Annotated in this window: 17 protein-coding genes; 4 read left to right on the plus strand and 13 right to left on the minus strand. The window is 62.0% G+C overall.

What is annotated here, in order from left to right; all coding sequences use genetic code 11:
• From ACTHL0_RS17355 to tam, 3 genes are all read right to left on the minus strand, one after another.
• Positions 1-850, minus strand: an 850-nt coding sequence (locus tag ACTHL0_RS17355) for a type II toxin-antitoxin system HipA family toxin (protein ID WP_440568053.1), incomplete at its 3' end; no start/stop codon positions are given.
• Positions 847-1,155 (minus strand): helix-turn-helix domain-containing protein, encoded by a 309-nt coding sequence (locus ACTHL0_RS17360; protein WP_440568054.1) that lies wholly within the window; start codon positions 1,153-1,155, stop codon positions 847-849. The genes ACTHL0_RS17360 and ACTHL0_RS17355, both read right to left, overlap by 4 nt.
• A 130-nt stretch (positions 1,156-1,285) precedes the next feature.
• Positions 1,286-2,089: a trans-aconitate 2-methyltransferase gene (tam, locus tag ACTHL0_RS17365; RefSeq protein WP_440568055.1), complete on the minus strand. Its 804-nt coding sequence runs from the start codon at positions 2,087-2,089 to the stop codon at positions 1,286-1,288.
• A gap of 79 nt (positions 2,090-2,168) precedes the next feature.
• Here tam and ACTHL0_RS17370 point away from each other — a divergent pair, with 79 nt between their 5' ends.
• Entirely contained in the window at positions 2,169-2,393 is a 225-nt protein-coding gene (locus ACTHL0_RS17370; RefSeq protein ID WP_440568056.1) for a hypothetical protein, read from the plus strand.
• A gap of 26 nt (positions 2,394-2,419) precedes the next feature.
• On the opposite strand, the gene ACTHL0_RS17375 is transcribed toward ACTHL0_RS17370, so the two are convergent.
• The 7 genes from ACTHL0_RS17375 to ACTHL0_RS17405 all read right to left on the minus strand — a co-directional run bounded on the left by ACTHL0_RS17375 (position 2,420) and on the right by ACTHL0_RS17405 (position 10,085).
• Positions 2,420-3,250 (minus strand): OmpW/AlkL family protein, encoded by an 831-nt coding sequence (locus tag ACTHL0_RS17375; protein WP_440568057.1) that lies wholly within the window; start codon positions 3,248-3,250, stop codon positions 2,420-2,422.
• Between the two features lie 33 nt (positions 3,251-3,283).
• Positions 3,284-4,537, minus strand: a complete 1,254-nt coding sequence (locus ACTHL0_RS17380; protein ID WP_440568058.1) for a DUF2957 domain-containing protein — start codon at positions 4,535-4,537, stop codon at positions 3,284-3,286.
• A gap of 163 nt (positions 4,538-4,700) precedes the next feature.
• Positions 4,701-5,177: a hypothetical protein gene (locus ACTHL0_RS17385; RefSeq protein ID WP_440568059.1), complete on the minus strand. Its 477-nt coding sequence runs from the start codon at positions 5,175-5,177 to the stop codon at positions 4,701-4,703.
• Positions 5,178-5,261: 84 nt separating this feature from the next.
• A complete protein-coding gene (locus tag ACTHL0_RS17390) occupies positions 5,262-6,869 on the minus strand; it encodes a DUF2957 domain-containing protein (protein WP_440568060.1) in 1,608 nt (535 codons plus the stop codon).
• Between the two features lie 793 nt (positions 6,870-7,662).
• The gene (locus ACTHL0_RS17395) at positions 7,663-7,863 is read right to left on the minus strand and encodes a hypothetical protein (protein ID WP_440568061.1); all 201 of its coding nucleotides are present in this window, start codon (positions 7,861-7,863) and stop codon (positions 7,663-7,665) included.
• 224 nt (positions 7,864-8,087) lie between these two features.
• A complete protein-coding gene (locus ACTHL0_RS17400; protein WP_440568062.1) occupies positions 8,088-9,227 on the minus strand; it encodes a glycoside hydrolase family 53 protein in 1,140 nt (379 codons plus the stop codon).
• A 228-nt stretch (positions 9,228-9,455) separates the two neighbouring features.
• Positions 9,456-10,085 carry a LysE/ArgO family amino acid transporter gene (locus tag ACTHL0_RS17405; RefSeq protein ID WP_440568063.1) on the minus strand — a complete coding sequence of 210 codons (630 nt, stop codon included), beginning with the start codon at positions 10,083-10,085 and terminating at the stop codon, positions 9,456-9,458.
• Between the two features lie 98 nt (positions 10,086-10,183).
• Here ACTHL0_RS17405 and ACTHL0_RS17410 point away from each other — a divergent pair, with 98 nt between their 5' ends.
• Both ACTHL0_RS17410 and ACTHL0_RS17415 read left to right on the plus strand, forming a co-directional pair.
• A complete protein-coding gene (locus tag ACTHL0_RS17410; RefSeq protein ID WP_440568064.1) occupies positions 10,184-11,080 on the plus strand; it encodes a LysR family transcriptional regulator ArgP in 897 nt (298 codons plus the stop codon).
• Positions 11,081-11,271: 191 nt separating this feature from the next.
• Positions 11,272-11,847, plus strand: coding sequence for a helix-turn-helix domain-containing protein (locus ACTHL0_RS17415; RefSeq protein ID WP_440568065.1), 576 nt, complete (start codon positions 11,272-11,274; stop codon positions 11,845-11,847).
• A gap of 112 nt (positions 11,848-11,959) precedes the next feature.
• On the opposite strand, the gene kdgR is transcribed toward ACTHL0_RS17415, so the two are convergent.
• The 3 genes from kdgR to kduI all read right to left on the minus strand — a co-directional run bounded on the left by kdgR (position 11,960) and on the right by kduI (position 14,523).
• Complete coding sequence (gene kdgR / locus ACTHL0_RS17420; protein WP_440568066.1) at positions 11,960-12,808, minus strand: DNA-binding transcriptional regulator KdgR; 849 nt, start codon at positions 12,806-12,808, stop codon at positions 11,960-11,962.
• 67 nt (positions 12,809-12,875) lie between these two features.
• Positions 12,876-13,637 (minus strand): 2-dehydro-3-deoxy-D-gluconate 5-dehydrogenase KduD, encoded by a 762-nt coding sequence (gene kduD, locus ACTHL0_RS17425; protein ID WP_440568067.1) that lies wholly within the window; start codon positions 13,635-13,637, stop codon positions 12,876-12,878.
• Between the two features lie 49 nt (positions 13,638-13,686).
• Entirely contained in the window at positions 13,687-14,523 is an 837-nt protein-coding gene (gene kduI / locus ACTHL0_RS17430; protein ID WP_440568068.1) for a 5-dehydro-4-deoxy-D-glucuronate isomerase, read from the minus strand.
• Between the two features lie 239 nt (positions 14,524-14,762).
• Between kduI and kdgT the strand changes: the two genes are divergently transcribed.
• Complete coding sequence (gene kdgT / locus ACTHL0_RS17435) at positions 14,763-15,791, plus strand: 2-keto-3-deoxygluconate transporter (RefSeq protein WP_440568069.1); 1,029 nt, start codon at positions 14,763-14,765, stop codon at positions 15,789-15,791.
• The last annotated feature ends 71 nt before the right edge of the window (positions 15,792-15,862 follow it).

The following is a 15,862-nucleotide window of genomic DNA, read 5'->3' on the forward strand; positions in this document are numbered from 1 at the left end:
GGACTTCGCGTTCGTCGGATGTCACGAGGCGGGTAAGCCTAAGGACGGACAGGTAGTCGAGTGTCGGATGCCGGAAGTCTGCGTGCGCGAGGCCGCAAACCGTATGCACGGGCACGCGCATTCCGCCGACACGGTCGAAGCGCTCGATGCCGAAGGCCGTTAGACCGTGGGCGAGCGCAAAGAAGTGCGTCGCGGGCATGGTGATGCCTGCGCTACGGGCCATCTCTGCATAGACGTATTCGATTGCGCAGACATCCGGCGCCTCGTGTTGTCCGGGAAATTTGACAAGCCAAGGCGAGCCGGGGCCATCTTCAGTCATCGACGCGACGCCCGTCGTCCAGTCCAGGTTTACGCGGACCTTCGGGCGCGCGCCATGTGGGGATCCGCCCATTAGCGCGAGGTCACGCAGCATGTCCTCGCTGTTTCCGGAGAGGACGCTGCGTACGCTTTGTGCAATCCTAAGCAAATCGACGTCATGCTTCTCCAGATGAGAGGTGGACGGCGGCTCGAACGCGAGCGCGCCCATCGCGTCTTCGCCAATGAAGGCCAGCCGGTCGAGCGGCGAGACCGTCGCACTATCGATACCGTTTTTGCGGAAGAGCCGGTCCATCACCAGCATGCCCCAACCATCTGGTAGCGCGTCGCTAACCAGCCCCGGCAGGCGGTGTTGATGCTGCGGAAAATCGCGGTAAGCCTCGCGCGACAGTCGCAGGTGATAGGGCGAGAGTTCGATCCCGCGGGCTAGCGCCTCCGGTGTGTATTGGAACAATAGCTCGCGGCCATCATCCGCCAACCGTGCTAGCGGAAACCGTTCACCCCAGCCGGCGTATATGACGGTAAGCGTCTTCATGATCCTTCCTTCCGGCGGCCGGCGCGGCGGCGCGAGCGGTTGGCGGCTTCCATCTGTTCTATGCTCATCGGCCGGATGACGAATACCGGCTCGAGTTGCTGGAGCAGCCCGAGCGAACCGGCCACGCGCAACAGCACTTCCACGGTAACAAGGCCCGTTCGCTCCAGCTTGCGCAGGGCCCCGAGCGATACGCCTGCACGCGCGGCTGTCTCCGCCTGCGACTGATTCAGGGCCAGGCGCCGCGTCCGCAGACGCTGCCCGAGTTCACTCGCGACTTCTTGTGCGGTGGCTAGGTTAAAGAGCATCAAAATGGCGATTAACGCGGAAATCGGCGGATAACTGCCATTATAATGGCAGTTATGAAAACTTCAACACGCCTCCGCGCCAGGCAGAGAGGCGCTTGCGCTTGAGACGGTGTTCCTCCGGCCCATCTCCTCACAAACGCGTCGCCACAACAAAAAACCGCGGAAACGGAAACAAGACAGTGCCGTCGTCGAACGCCGGGTAAGCCGCTGCCAGGGCGTCGCGATAGCGCGCAACGAACGCTGTGCGCTCGTCATCGCTCAGCGGCGCCAGAAACGGCCGCAAGGCGGTGCCCTTCGTCCACTCCACAATGCCGTCCGCGCCGTCGCGCAGCGGATGATAGTAGGTCGTACGCCACACATCGACGCGCGAGCACAGCGGCGCGAGCAACGCATAGTAATGGCTCGCGTCGAATCGCTGCGTTCGGCCTACCCCTTTCAGTTTCCCGGCCCAGGGCCCCGCTGCCGCGACCTCACGCAGCAGCCGGTGCGACGGTTCGTCGAGATTGTCCGGCATCTGGATCGCGAGGTGGCCACCTTGTGCGAGCTTGCTCACGATCTTCACAAGCAACGGCTCGTGCGCAGGGATCCATTGGAACACCGCATTGGACAAGATCAAATCATAGGGGCCCGGCTCGTCCCAAGCCGTCACGTCCGCCACGTCGAAGCGAATATCGGGCAGACGTTTGCGCGCTGTCTCGATCATGTCCGCCGATACATCCAGCCCGTGAATCGCCGCCGAAGGGGCGCGCGCGGCCAGGACCTCGGTCGAGTTACCGGGGCCGCAGCCGAGATCGACGGCTGTGCGGATCGGCGTCGGTGGAACGGCGGCCAGCAGGTCCCGGACCGGCCGAGTGCGTTCGTCCTCGAACTTCACATATTGCCCGGCTTCGAAGCCTCCGTATTGCTTCGAAAGTTCATCGAGCGGTTCTGTCACGATGTGCCTCCTGGTCCATGTCGATGGTGTGGATGGACCGAATTCTGCAGCCTGTTCGGATGTCAGTAAAACGAATTCGATGTCGTGGTTGATTCGTTTTGCTCATTTATCCATGAAGATCGATACTCTGGGCGTCCAGCGGCGCATTTGCTGGCGGGCGTTGGATTCATACCCGCTGGTCTTTGCAGGAGAAATGAAAGGCAATCGCGGCTTGCTCGATGGGGCGCTCAATATGAGCGGCGTGGCAACCGCAGCACGGGCGCTCTACGACATGCTATGGGAACCGGCGCCGCCGGCGCGGTAACGGGCGCGCGCCGGCCGCACCGCTCGTCAAAAGCGGTCCGAAACGGCGCGAAACGTGCTGATCGGATCCGCGGTGAGTTTTGCTTTGCTGAAGGCAACCAAGGTGCCCTCCGCTGCTTTGATGTCGGTTTCCGCATAGGTTTTTAGTGGCATGTAGGAAACCGAAGCATTGACCTGCCAGTGCTGGGTGAGTGCATAACTGGCCCCGATATTGAAGATTGGGGTCCACGACGAAGACGACTTCGCCGAGATGCTGGTGGGGCCGGGCTTGCCCGCCCCGGCGGCGAGGACGCTTCCCAGATTCTCGTTGAGCGATTGCGAAAAGTAAGGGTTGAGCCGGAACGAATTGAACCAGGTGTACGTCATGCCCACGCCAAGGAATGGCCGAAATTTCGCCTCGGCATTGCCGAAGAAGTACTGCAGCATCGCGCCGGCGGTCCATTGCCTCACTTTGCCCACGAGCGGATTGTTCGACGGCGCACTGAGGTTTTCTTGCCCGAGTGCGCCCGCGGGCCCCGGCGGCTGGATCACGCCAAAGCCGCCGATACGAAACTCGGGTGGCACGCCGCCCATTGTGGTTAACGCGATGTGATCCGTAAAGAAGTGGCTGAACGTGAGCCCGAGCGTGTTCGCGTTGTTGACCGTGAGCCCCGTTCCTGCCGACGTGAACGTCGACGGGAGGCCGAGCGGCTCATTGATCGGCATCGGCGCGACGTGAGTCGTCAGCGGATCGCTCGAGTATTGTGGCGCGATGTGAAACCACCCCAGCGAGACGACGTTGTCGCCGGCATGTTGCGCGTAGGCGCCCGTCGACACGCAAGCCGCCACGAGCGGTGCGAATAGCTTCCTTGTCCCCATATCTTCGTTTCCTGGCTCTTGTTCGTTATCGGATCACTGCACGAAAGCGCTGACGGCGAAATACGGCGCACTGGGATCCGACGTATCGAGATAGCCGATCGTGCCGCCCGTAAAAATCATCTTTCCCGTGGGCGTTGTTCCGGCCGCGCCTTTAGTCGTCTTCACGAGGCCCGGAAGCACTTGCGTGTAATCCAGATTGAGCGCGGTCGCGAGCGAAGCTTGCGAGGCGTTGAACGGATCGAGCATCGTTGCTTGCGCGTTCGAGAGCGCCGTTGTGCGATAGGCGAAATTGCTATCGACGCCGATGTATTCGCCGTTTTGCGAACCGTTCGTGACGGACGCTTGCGGCGCGAGCATCGCGATCCCCGATTCGTCATCAGCCAGCGGCGTTGCCGGAGGCGAGCCCGGCGGCGAAACGATCGATGGATTGGCTGCACCGACGCGAATCAGAATCGGCACGAGCTCGCCGCGAAGCTTGCCGACGATCAGAATGCCCTGCGCCTGCGGGCCGTTCACGGCTTGCGTGGGTGTGACTTGCCCCGTGAAGTGGTCGGTCTCGAACGTCGGCGAATCGGTGCGTGCGATGAAGTGGGTGCCCGACTGCCGGCATTGGCCTGCGTAGATCCCGCTGTTGTCGCATTCCGAGAAGCTGCCGTCGGCGTTGATCGTTATCGCCGAATCGACCGCGACGGGTGCGAAGTTCTGCGACGGCACCTTGTGATAGCCGAGCATCGAATACTTGCCGGCGATCTCGGCAAGGCTTGTCGACGTTTGCGCGAATGCGATGAACGGATAGTACGGGAACGTCGTATCCGGTACGACGCCGACGCCGGCCACACCCACGAACTGTATTTCAGCCCCCGGAATCGTGCCGCCGAGCACGCCTTCGCCAAGGAACACGCGCGCGGGGCTCGACGGATTCAGGCTGGCGTTGTTCAAGCGGAATGCGCATTCGTTGAGTTTGGTCGTCGGTAGTAACGTTTCTTGCGTCAGCGTACCGGATACGACGTTGTTCGGTGCCGTCGCCCGGGTGGGCAACACGGTGCCTTTCATCACCGGCACGGGCGACGCCAGATACGTGATCTTGTACGTCATCGCCGTGGTGTCGAGTTGCACTTGCACGAGTTCGCCCGAGCCTGCACCGCCGGTGAAGACGGTGTTGTAGTCGACCGTTTGCGGGCATAGCCGCGTCACGACCGGGGGAGGCGGATCGCCGCCACCGCTGCCGCCGCAGGCGGAGAGAACAAAAGCGGCCAGCGCTATCGAGAGCAAACTACGCCAAATCATGAGGAGTCCAGAATATAGGGTTCTTAAAGGAAACCGGCGCACGCCAAGCGGCGCCGGCATTGACGCTGTGAGCGCTTTCCCTCGCGCCCGGTTACGGTTCGCGCGCCCGCTCCTCGTGAGGCGAGCGCGCCCAAAGCCGAAGCCCGTCAGCCGGGCGGGTCGATCAGTTGATCGTCAGGAACGGCGTCGTCGTGAGCGTGCCGGATACCGTGCAGCCACCCGAAAGGGCTTGGCTCGTCAGGCCGATCGTCGTTTCCCTGAGGGTCGCGTTCTGCGTGATGCTGGCCTTGACGGTGCTCGGGCCGCAGGCGCCCAAGAGCGTGTTGACTGCGACGCCGTTCAACGAAAGACCGGTCGACGATGTCACCGCGCCCGTCCATGGCAACTGGGCAGCTGTGACACCCGTACACAGGGAGCCGCCGGAGAACTTGGCCGACGTAATGGAGATCGCACCGCTACTGGTGACGCTACCGACGAAATTGGCCGTACAGCTCACGGAGACAATGCCCTTCGTCAGCGTGGTGGCGCCTGTCAGACTGATCGCTCCGGCAGGAGAGACAGACACGGCGTATGCCGATGCGGAAGCCGCCAGGAACAACGCCATTGCCGCACCTACGGGGATGAGCTTGAAACGCTTCATGTTGAGAACCTCGCATCAGGTTAAAGGCAGGATGTAATGGCGGCCGGTTGGCGCTGCCGGCCGCCGCGTGAAGCGGTACCACCCCTACTGAACGAACGCGCCAATCGTGAAAAACGGATTCGGCAGGCCCGTGCCGTTCATCAGCACGGCGAATACCGGGCCAACCTTGATCAGGTAGCCGGTATCGCCGCTTTTGAAGACCGTGGCGGCTCCCGAGGTGAATTTGTTTTGCGCTGTGACGTTGACGAGCCCCGGCTGGCTCTGCGTGAAGTCGAGCGAGAAGTTCGTCGCTGCCGTGGACGTGAACGGATTCAAGAATGCGGCGCTCGTCCCTTGAAACAGCGTCGATGTGTAGTTGACGCCGGGGTTCGTCGTTGTCGTATCGTCGAGGCAAGCGCCTTCGAACACGGGCGGCGAGGTGGAGGTCGGAGCGTAGGCGCTCACGATGCCGCAGGCGGTGACGCTGTTCGCGCCGATGTACGCGCCGGTCATCGTCGACAGATCGACATGCTGTACAGGGGCGAGCAGCGAGATACCGAGTTGATCGTCGACCGACGAATCGGTTAGCGTCGTGCCCGAGTGCGCATAGCCGACGCGGATGACGACGGGAATGATTTGCCCGTTCAGCTTGCCGGCAATCATGATGCCGTGCGCTTGGTCGCCTGCGAGCGGGACCTGCAGCAATCCCGCGCCGACGGCCGGGTAAACGTCGGCCCCAAACCCTGAGTTGATGTTCGCCGCACTGGTGAAGACGTTGTCTTGCGATCCGTCCGTATTCGTTCGCAGCGTCCAATTGCCGCCGCTCGTCGGGCAAGACGTGTACGACTGGCCGCTATCGGGGGTACACGAGCCGTCGGCATGCATCGTCTCGGTCACCTGAATCCCGTCCGCCTGCCATCCGAGCAACGTGCCGGTCGGGATCGCGGGTGTCGTTTGGAGATCGCCGCCCGACGGGGTGAAGTGGATGCCCAGTTCGTTGTAGTGGCCCGCCACTTTCGAAAAATCGGTCACCGTTTGACTGAATGCGATGAACGGGTAGTAGTCGAACGTCTTGCTCGGCACGGTCGCCACGTACGTCCCGGGTGCGATCTGCACCCCATCGAACTGCACCGTCGACCCAGGAATGCCGCCGCCGACAATGCCATTGCCGACGAACAACATCGGCGGATCGTTCGGATCGATCGCGACATGGTAGCTGCCATCGGCCGTCTGTCCGTTTTCGAGCACGAACGCGCAGCGGTTCTGCTCGGCGGTGGGCAGCTTGAGCGGTGTGGCCGCCACGCCCTGAGCGTTTTGGATTTGATAAAGATCGGCGTTCTGGTAGTCGCCTGTAATCGTCAGCCCGGCGCGCGTGGTATTGACCTGTCCCGCGGAAGTCGGCACTTCCGATTCGATGAACGTCATCTGATACTGCTTTTTTGACGTGTCGAACTTGACCTTGATGTATTCGCCGCTGCCCGAGCCACCCGTAAAAGTCGTGCTGTAGTCGAGCGAAGCGGGGCATAGCGTTGCCGGATCGGAAGGTTGCGTGGTGGCGCCCGAGCCCGAGCAAACGTTGCCCGAACAGGGCGCAGTGGCGATCGGCGCGGGGTTGTCGGACCCACCGCCTCCGCAGCCGCCCGCGAGCAGCGCGATGGCCAAGGCCGCGGCCGTCGCAGGAAAAATGGATTGAATGCGCGCGGTAGGCGCCATGGTTTGTCTCCTGTGGTCCGATGCTTCGGTCCCGGGCTCGTGCTTCGCAGTTGGCCAAGGTCAGCGCTTCGACGCTCGATCGGAATCGATACTGAACCGTCTCTCCCGTTTCGCAAAAGAAGCACTGGCTCCGATCCCTGCGGAGTTCGCAATATGAATGGGTGAATAATTGCCATCAATTGGCATATCGAGGGCAGCGGCGCTACCTTACGGGTGTCTCGCGATTGGTGTAAATAGAGACGAGGATCCAAACGAATTTTTATAAATTCTTCAATATCTGCGCGGGTTTGAGCGATCGTTTAAAACGGCCGATGTTGTGAGATTTACCGGGTCTGTCATGCCGTTTGAGTGAATCTTTTCGAGATACGCTTGAGATGTGCCCTCTGCGTGCTCCGGAGGGAGGCGGGGTCGACGCGCATAGCGACCGTGAGTGAGTTGGCGGAAAAATCATCGGAACGGGCCCATAAACACGCGGTGGCTCGGCTTATGTGAAAGCGCGGCATTGTGTGGGGCCGGCATGAATGCTTTGCATGTGCATTTGCCGCAATTCGCGGTTGCGCCGATTAAAAATAGAAAAGACGCATCAGGCCAAGTTGATCATTAATATATTCAGCGGAAGTTTTGCTGAGTATGGCGGGCGGCGACTGCCACTGAGGAAAATTGCAGCTGAAATCGTTTTACTTTGCGCCGCAATAAATGGCGATAGGTAGCATGCGGCCATACGATCCGAGATGGTCGTGGAATGTCGGGTGCACGGGGCGGCGGTCCGGCCGCGATCGCCACGGCGGCCAGCCTACGTAGCCGGCAGGGAAACGCGCAACGTGTGTTTCGAGGCCGGCTGTGGGACTGCGACATGGCTGGCGATCTTACCGGCGACGATATCGGTATCGATGGCGCCCGGGCGGCCCACGTAGCCTGCTTTGATGATGGCGCACATCGCCACGAGCAACGCGAGCGCGATGGTCCAAAGTGCACAGTAGCCGACGATTTTCATTGAGCGATCACTCCAGCTGACGAGCCGCGTTCGCGTACGCAAACGATTGCGGTGGCCCGTTTATAGCATGGATCTGTGACAGTTCGTCTACGCCAATGTTTAGGTGTCCGATCTATTGGGAACGGGCAGTGGCAGGCACCGCCAGCTGGAAGGTCAACGCCACGATCCTTGCCCGGCGGACTGTGCCGGGCAAGGATCGGGCATCGCTTCACGGCATCACGCGATCACGACTTGAACAAGCTGATCGACGACAGCGCGTTGCCGTGGAAGTCGAACAGCGTGCAGTTGTCCCACTGGTCGCCAGCGCCGGCCTTCCAGCCCGCGCCCGCAACCGGAATCCATTCCGGCTCCCACCAGAACACGCCCTTGCCGCGTCCGCCCGGAATGTTGGCGATGATGTTTTTGACCGCTTGCCAGAACTGCACCTGCCCGGCCGGCGTCATCGGGAAGTTGGTCGTGCCGGCGGTCGTCATGGTGTCCGGCTCCGAGTCGGCGTCGCTCGACGTCCACGCGAACGCGGTTTCGACCACCATCAGCGCCTTGTCGTAGCGCACCGCGATGTCGTTCACGTTATTGGTCAGGTCGGTGAGCGAGCCTTGCCACGCCGGGTAGTAGGACAGGCCGATGACGTCGAACTGCACGCCGCGCGACGTCATTGCGTCGAACCACCAGCGGCTGGTCGCGTTGTTGCCGCCGCTGTCGAGATGCAGCACCACCTTGGTCGCGGAATTGACCGATTTCACCGCGTTGTAGCCGGTCTTCAGCAGTGTCGCGAGGTTGTCCAACTGATCGTATTTGCCGAGTGGCCACAGCATTCCGCTCGTGATCTCGTTGCCCACCTGTACCCATTCCGGCGTGACGCCGGCCGCTTTGAGCTGATTCAGCGCGTTGGTTGTGAATGCGTACAACTGCGTACAGGTGTCCGTCAGATTCAGGCCCGCCCATGCGTGCGGCGGATATTGCTTGCTGGGGTCGACCCACCAGTCGCTGTAGTGGAAGTCGATCAGAATGCGCATCCCGAGGGCGGCCGCGCGTTTCGCGAGCGCGACGGCCTGCGCGACGGTGTTGTAGCCGGCCACCGCCTGATTGGACGGGTAGTAGCTCGCGTTGCCCGGGTCGTTCCAGATCTTGATGCGGCACGAGTCGGCGCCGTTATAGCGCAGCAAAGCGAGTGCATCGTGCCGCACGCCGTCTGCATAAAATTTTCCACCGAACGCTTCGATCTGGGGGAGCGTCGACACGTCGACACCCTTCGCGAATGCGCTCGTGTCCGAGAACGCGAGTGCCTTCTGCGTACCAGTGAGCTCGAGACATGCCGCCGCCGCAGTTGAAAGCCCAAGGCGCAGCATCGTTCTTCTATCCATTGTCATCCTCCAGTCAGTCATTCCGCGCGGGTCGGCGGTTTGCCGAACAGAATTTAAGCGCTTAAATTTTGCATCGCATTATTCGTGTCGCTATCGATGCCGCGATGAGCGTAGCAAAAGTGCGGCAGCGTGCGCAAAGGATGCGCACGCTGCCCAATATTTGGAAAGGTGGGACTTCGGAAGGGGCTCTTAGCGCAGTTTGGAAAGGTGGGACTTCGGAAGGGTCTCTTAGCGCAGTTGCGCGGCCGCGACGAACAGCACCATGCTGCCGATCGCGCCGTCGAGCACGCGCCATGCAAGCGCCTTGCGGAACAGCGGGGCCAGCAGCCTGGCACCGTAGCCGAGCGACACGAACCAGAGCGTGCTGATTGTCATGGCGCCGAGGGCGAACGCCACCCGCGCGCCATCCGGCTCTCGGGCCCCGGCGGTGCCGATGAGCAACAGGACATCGACATAAACATGGGGATTGAGCCACGTAAACGCCAATGTCATTAGGACTACTGACCATCCTGTTTGTCCGGTCGTCGCAGGAATCGCCGCCCGCTCACCGCCCACTTCCATGACGGCATGGCCGGGACGCCACGCGCGCCTGAGCGTCGATAGCCCGAACCAGGCGAGATAGGCGAGCCCCCCGTACAAGATCACTTCGACAAGACGCGGGTAGCGCGTTGCGAGCGCGGCGGCGCCGCCCACGCCGGCTGCGATCAGCAAGTAATCCGAAAGCGTGCAAAGCATCACGATCTTGCCGACGTGCGAGCGCATGATTCCCTGGCGGAGCACGAAGGCATTTTGTGCGCCGATGGTGACGATGAGCGAGGCGCACAGCGCCGCGCCGTGCGAATAGGCGGTCCAGTTCATGATAAAGCGGGTAGACGATTGGGGGTGGATGGCGTTAGTCTGCATGCCGGATGCATCTAAGAACAGCTAATTCGGCTAAAGCCGATTAAGGAGCGCTAATGATCGACTATGCGTTGCTGGATGCGCTCGCGGCGGTCGTGCGCCATGGCTCGTTCGATCGCGCCGCCAGCGAACTGAACGTCACGGCATCGGCCGTCTCGCAGCGCGTGAAGCTGCTCGAGGAGCGGGTGGGCAGCGTGCTCGTGAAGCGAGGGCAGCCGTGCGTGGCCACGGCATCGGGGGCGTTGCTGTGTCGCCATACCGAGCGCGTGCGGTTGCTCGAGGCCCAGCTCGCGGACGATATGCCCTCGATGGCGGGCAGCTTGCTGGGGCAGTCGTGGCCGACGCTGCGCGTGGCCGTCAATGACGATAGCGTCGGTACCTGGTTCGTCGATGCCGTGGCGCAATTTTGCGCGCAGCGGCGCATGCTGTTGGACCTCGTCATCGACGATCAGGACCACACCGCTCAACGGATTCGCGACGGCAGCGTGCAAGGCGCGGTCACGACGCAGGCCGAGCCCGTGCAAGGGTGCCGCTCGGTGAGGCTCGGGCGAATGCGCTATCTGGCCGTCTGCTCGCCGTCATTTTTCGCCCGTTATTTCGCGGACGGAGTCAATCGCGAGGCGCTGCGGCGTGCGCCTTGTGTGGTCTTCAACCCCAAGGATGCATTGCAAGCGCGGTTCATGCGCCGCCTGACGCGTGCGGACATCGACCCGCCGCAGCATTGGCTGCCGCATGTCGGCGGCTACTTGCGCGCGTGCGTCACGGGGCTTGGCTGGGGCATGTGCCCGACGCAGATGATCGGCACTTTGGTGGAGCGGGGCGAACTGGTGGAACTGTCCCCGGGGCGCCATCTCGACGTCGATCTGTATTGGCAAAGCTGGCGGCTCTCGATCGGCTGGTTGGACGAATTCAGCGCCGTCTTGAAGCAGCGCGCCGGGGAATTTCTCGATTAGTGCCCTGTCCGCCGGAAGTCGCGGTAAACCCTCGGCGGTCGATCCCTTTTGCTCAGCGCATTTGTGTTCTGGCAACATAGCGTGTTTTGTCTCTCCGGAGAACGTTGCGCAAAGACGCAACCGGCGCGCGAGCGCCGATAACGATCGGTTCTCCGTGCTTGTCCCCAACCACTGCGAGTAGCGCATTTCCTATGGTTTTGAACGTCGAAAGTGCCCGCCAAGCTGCGGATTTAGGCAGCAAGATCCGAGCGCTGAGGCACCGGCTGCATAAAACGCTCGATGAAACGGCAACGGCCGCCGGTATCTCCAAGCCGTTTTTGTCCCAAGTCGAACGCGGCCTCGCCACTCCGTCGTTGACGTCCCTGGCGGGTATCGCGACAGCGCTCGGCGTCACGCTCCAATACTTCGTCGATACCCCAAGCGAAGAACGTTCGGTTCGCCGTTCGAGCCAGCTGCGATTTTTCAGCTTCGCCGATTCGACGGATCTGTTCGCTCGCCTGACAAATTCGTCAGTTGGCAGTCAACTCGAGAGCATCTTGGTCCGGCTGCCCGCGGGTCAGCCTTCGACGGCGGAGGTGACCACCCACGCGGGCGAGGAGTTCGTCTATGTCATTTCGGGGGAAATGTCGTTGACGCTCGAAGGCAAGACATTCGTGCTCTACGCGGGCGATAGCGCGCATTACGAATCGACGGTGCCGCATAGCTGGGCGAATACAGGTGACATCGAAACCACGCTCGTTTGGGTCGGCACGCCGCGGCTCTTCTAACGAAGACCGAACGAATGAGGAGATACGTCCGCGATGTCCGCGATCGGCGGATAGTGGCTAACGACGGCGATGACGGCACACGGCGGCAGCGCCGATGCCCCGGTTTCGCGGCTTATGGCGCTGTGGGTTCGCGATAGCCGATTTTCTCGGAGATTGCCCTCCCGGCCTCTTTCAAGAGCGCGACGTAATGCGCCTTCGTATCGGCGCCGCAGCGCATCGTCGGAAACGAGATCGACAGCCCCGCGAGAACCTGGCCGAACCGATCGAACACCGGTACCGCGATACAGAGCAAGCCATCCTCTTGTTCCTCGTTGTCTTCTGCATAGCCCCGCTCGCGCACGCTGGGCAGGATGGCGAGCACGGCCTGTGCCGATGCGAGGGTTTTCGGCGTCGACTTCTTGAACTCGAGACGCGATAGCACGTGCGCCGCCTCTTGCGGTGGCATCCAGGCGAGCAGCACCTTCCCGATCGCCGTGCTGTAGAGCGGATTGCGCCTGCCGATGCGCGACTGCATGCGCAAACCGTAATCGGCGTCGATCTTGTGGATGTAGATGATGTGATCTTCGTCGAAGGCGCCCAGGTGGACGGCTTCGCGCGTCAGCTGCCCGATGCGCCGCATTTCGGTATCGGCCTCGCGGACGAGGTCGACACTCTCCAGCGCCTTCGCGCCGAGTTCGAACAGCCGGATCGTGAGCCGATAGCGGTCCGTTTCGCCTTCCTGTGCGACATAGCCGAGTGTCCTCAGCGTCTGCAGGAAACGGTGAACCGTCGTCTTGGACATGCCGAGATGCTGCGACAACTCGCTGATCCCGATCGGGCCGCGATCGCCCAACGCGGCGAGAATGACGAACACCTTACCGACGGCCGATACCGATTCGCTTTTGTCTCCGCTCGAACGGGGTTCGTCATCGTGCGAAGCGATCGCGGCGTCGCGATCCTGCTGCCGGGGCCTTGCTCTCATCGTCCTTCTGTCCGTCGATAGGGAATCTGACGAGAGCATAACGCGTCCCGATACCGTCATTCGATTTTTAACGGGCGAGCCAGCCGCCGTCGACCGCAAGCGTGTGGCCGTGGACATAGTCCGAAGCCGGCGAGGCCAGGAACACGACCGGGCCTGCGAGATCGTCCGGCGCGCCCCATCGGCCGGCCGGAATGCGCGCGAGGATTTCGTCGTTGCGTTCGCGATCGTCGCGCAACGCAGCCGTGTTGTTCGTGGCCATGTAGCCCGGTGCGATGGCGTTGACGTTGATGCCTTTGGCGGCCCATTCATTGGCGAGCAGCCGCGTGAGGCCGAGGACGCCGCTTTTCGAGGCGGTGTAAGAGGCCACGCGAATACCGCCTTGGAACGAAAGCATGGAAGCGACGTTGATGATCTTGCCGCCTGCCCCTTGCCGAACGAACTGCCGTGCGACGGCCTGCGAGAGGAAGAACACGCTCTTCAGGTTGACATCGATCACGGCGTCCCAATCGGCCTCGCTGAATGTCAGTGCATCGTTGCGGCGGATGATGCCGGCGTTGTTGACGAGCACGTCGATGCGGCCGAATGCTTCGACGGACGCGGCCACGATCGAATCGACGGCATCGAGGGCGGCGAGATCGGCGCGAACATCGACAAAACGCTGGCCGGCGCCTTCGACGCGCGCGCGGGTATCGGCCGGGTCGCTTCGATTGACGCCGACAATCCCGCAGCCAGCTTCGGCGAGCGCAATGGCCATCGCCGCGCCCAGGCCCGTGTTGCAGCCCGTGACAATGGCGCTCTTGCCGGTCAGATCGAACAGTCGTGCTGGCATGGAGTGTCCGCGTCGGTCTTTCGAAGGGGGAGGGACAACAACGGTGCGCTCATCGCAGATCGCGCACGGCGACGTGGTCCATGTCATGGAACACCTGGTTTTCGCCGACCATGCCCCAGACGAAGCTGTACGCGCGCGTGCCGACACCTGAGTGAATGGACCAACTGGGGCAGATGACGGCCTGCTCGTTGTGCACGACCACGTGCCGTGTTTCCTTCGGCTCGCCGATCATGTGGAAGACGGCAGCGTCGTCGGGCAAGCCGAAGTAGAAATAGACTTCCATGCGCCGCTCGTGCGTGTGGCAGGGCATCGTATTCCAGAGATTGCCCGGCTCGAGCTTGGTCATGCCCATCGAAAGCTGGCACGTGGGCAAGACCTCGGGGACGATGAACTTGTAGATCGTGCGGCGGTTGCTCGTGGACGGATCGCCCAGCGTTTCTGGCGATGCTTGCGCGAGCGTGATCGTGCGCGTGGGATAGCGGGTGTGGGCTGGTGCGCAGTTCAGGTAGAACTTCGCCGGATGCCTGGAATCTTCACTGCCGAACGTGAGCGCTTGCGCACCCTGGCCGACATAGATCGCTTCTTCCCTGCGCACTGTATGGCGCATACCGTCCACTTCCACCCAGCCGTCGCCGCCGACGTTGATCGCGCCCAGTTCGCGTCGCTCGAGCAGGTGACTCACTCCCATCGCCTTGCCGAGCGAGGCCGGCACTTCAACGGGCCGCGAGGCGGGCCACGCGCCGCCGACGATGATGCGGTCGATATGACTGTAAGTCAGCGAAAGCGCGTCTGGCTCGAAGACGCTTTCCACGAGGAATTGGCTGCGTAGCCCGGCTGTATCGAGCGTTTTCGCATGTTCGCTGTGAATGGCTTGCTTGACTTGCATGGGGCTCTCCGGAGTCCTGAGACGGCGCTGGAACGCATTGAAACACAGTTTTTCTGTTTTCGGAACGCAGATCCGAAAATGAAAAATGTGCCGACCGAGAGGTCGCGTAACGGGCTGACATCAGGTAAAAATCGGCGAGGGTATACGACGAAGTGCGTCTCGCGTGAAATCGGAATATCGTTCCGAACTAACAAAAAAGACGCATCCGACAACCGGACGAACTCGTCCACGGAGGAGACGTGAACATCAAACAGGCGATAGACCGTATCCCCGGCGGGCTGATGCTCGTCCCGATGCTGCTCGGCGCGTGCGTGCATACGTTCGCCCCGGGTGCCGGCAAGTACTTCGGTTCGTTTACGAACGGGCTCATCAGCGGCACGGTACCGATTCTTTCCGTCTGGTTCTTCTGCATGGGCGCGACGATCGACTTTCGCGCGACGGGCGTGGTGCTCCGCAAGTCGGGCACGCTCGTGCTGACGAAGATTGCCGTTGCATGGCTCGCGACGCTGTGCGCCGCGCAGTTCATTCCGGACGACGGGATCAAGAGCGGCGTGCTCGCCGGGCTCTCGCTGCTCGCAATCACGGCGTCGATGGACATGACCAACGGCGGGTTGTATGCGGCGGTCATGCAGCAATACGGCACAAAAGAGGAAGCGGGTGCGTTCGTCTTGATGTCGATCGAATCGGGCCCGCTCATGAGCATGTTGATCCTCGGCGCCACCGGGGTGGCCGTATTCGAGGCGCGACTTTTTGCGGGCGCTGTGCTGCCCTTCGTGATCGGTTTTGCGCTCGGCAACCTGGATAGCCAATTGCGCGAGCTATTCGGGCGCTGCGTTCATCCGCTGATTCCCTTTTTCGGTTTCGCACTCGGCAACGGGATCGATTTGAACGTCATTGCCAAGAGCGGCTTGCCAGGACTTTTGCTCGGGCTGATCGTGATCGTCATCACCGGCATTCCGCTAATGCTGTCGGACAAGCTCATTGGCGGCGGTAACGGGGCGGCCGGGCTTGCGGCGTCTTCGACGGCCGGTGCCGCGGTGGCGAACCCGGCGATCATCGGCGAAATGGTACCGAAGCTCAAGCCGCTTGTGCCGGCTGCGACGGCCATGGTGGCCACGGCTTGTCTCGTCACGGCCATCCTCGTGCCGATTCTGACGGCCATGTGGGTGCGCCGGGCTCGTCGCGTTGGCGGCTTGCCGGAGTTTGCGAGCCCGGTGGCGGGCGAGGCGACGCACGGGACGGTGATCGAACAGGAAGGGCCGATCTGAAAGTGAAACGGCGTGCCGTCCTGGGCAGTCGAGCGATGAATGTCGCGAAAGCCCTGCGCGTGCGAATTCAG

The sequence above is a fragment of the Trinickia sp. genome (assembly GCF_051961175.1).
Classification (GTDB): Bacteria; Pseudomonadota; Gammaproteobacteria; order Burkholderiales; family Burkholderiaceae; genus Trinickia.

Bases quoted from the DNA above. Each gene is read 5' to 3' on its own strand.
- ACTHL0_RS17405 (WP_440568063.1), bottom strand. From the start codon at position 10,085: ATGAACTGGACCGCCTATTCGCACGGCGCGGCGCTGTGCGCCTCGCTC.
- ACTHL0_RS17410 (WP_440568064.1), top strand. From the start codon at position 10,184: ATGATCGACTATGCGTTGCTGGATGCGCTCGCGGCGGTCGTGCGCCAT.
- ACTHL0_RS17360 (WP_440568054.1), bottom strand. From the start codon at position 1,155: ATGCTCTTTAACCTAGCCACCGCACAAGAAGTCGCGAGTGAACTCGGG.
- kduI (WP_440568068.1), bottom strand. From the start codon at position 14,523: ATGCAAGTCAAGCAAGCCATTCACAGCGAACATGCGAAAACGCTCGAT.
- ACTHL0_RS17385 (WP_440568059.1), bottom strand. From the start codon at position 5,177: ATGAAGCGTTTCAAGCTCATCCCCGTAGGTGCGGCAATGGCGTTGTTC.
- kduD (WP_440568067.1), bottom strand. From the start codon at position 13,637: ATGCCAGCACGACTGTTCGATCTGACCGGCAAGAGCGCCATTGTCACG.
- ACTHL0_RS17375 (WP_440568057.1), bottom strand. From the start codon at position 3,250: ATGGGGACAAGGAAGCTATTCGCACCGCTCGTGGCGGCTTGCGTGTCG.
- kdgR (WP_440568066.1), bottom strand. From the start codon at position 12,808: ATGAGAGCAAGGCCCCGGCAGCAGGATCGCGACGCCGCGATCGCTTCG.
- ACTHL0_RS17395 (WP_440568061.1), bottom strand. From the start codon at position 7,863: ATGAAAATCGTCGGCTACTGTGCACTTTGGACCATCGCGCTCGCGTTG.
- ACTHL0_RS17415 (WP_440568065.1), top strand. From the start codon at position 11,272: ATGGTTTTGAACGTCGAAAGTGCCCGCCAAGCTGCGGATTTAGGCAGC.
- ACTHL0_RS17390 (WP_440568060.1), bottom strand. From the start codon at position 6,869: ATGGCGCCTACCGCGCGCATTCAATCCATTTTTCCTGCGACGGCCGCG.
- ACTHL0_RS17380 (WP_440568058.1), bottom strand. From the start codon at position 4,537: ATGATTTGGCGTAGTTTGCTCTCGATAGCGCTGGCCGCTTTTGTTCTC.
- ACTHL0_RS17370 (WP_440568056.1), top strand. From the start codon at position 2,169: ATGTCGTGGTTGATTCGTTTTGCTCATTTATCCATGAAGATCGATACT.
- ACTHL0_RS17400 (WP_440568062.1), bottom strand. From the start codon at position 9,227: ATGGATAGAAGAACGATGCTGCGCCTTGGGCTTTCAACTGCGGCGGCG.